Below are 334 nucleotides of genomic sequence, written 5' to 3'. Positions count from 1 at the left end.
AATCGGCTAATGAATTAGGTTTGTCCCGGGGGAACGTTCTCACCCTGCGACGGTGGTGGTCCGATCGAAGGCCCGCTCGTATCGACAGGCGAGCGCCGCCGGGTCCCAACGGCGGGCCTCGGCGCGGGCGAGTGCGCGGTGCCGGGCCTCGAAGTCCGGGTCGTCCCAGAGGCGTTCGAGGATGGCCAGCCACGGGGCGACCTCGCGGGCGGTCGGGATCTCGATCGAGTCGGGGGTGTAGCGCTCGGGGACGGTGAACAGGAAGCCGGCGTCGCCGAGCGTCTCCGGCAGCGCCCCGCGGTCGCTGGCCAGCACGGGGATGCCGTTGGCCAGG

The 334-nt window shown here is 71.6% G+C and carries 1 pseudogene; it reads right to left on the bottom strand.

The annotated features are described in order from the left end of the window. Nucleotides 1-39: 39 nt before the first annotated feature. A pseudogene (locus G6O54_RS37155) lies at nucleotides 40-334 on the bottom strand (glycosyl transferase family 1); the annotation flags it as partial.

This window comes from Aquisphaera insulae, from assembly GCF_011064615.1.
Taxonomy (GTDB): Bacteria; Planctomycetota; Planctomycetia; order Isosphaerales; family Isosphaeraceae; genus Aquisphaera; species Aquisphaera insulae.
The sequence above is the reverse complement of the archived record's forward strand: the minus strand, read 5'-3'. Positions and strand labels throughout refer to the sequence as shown.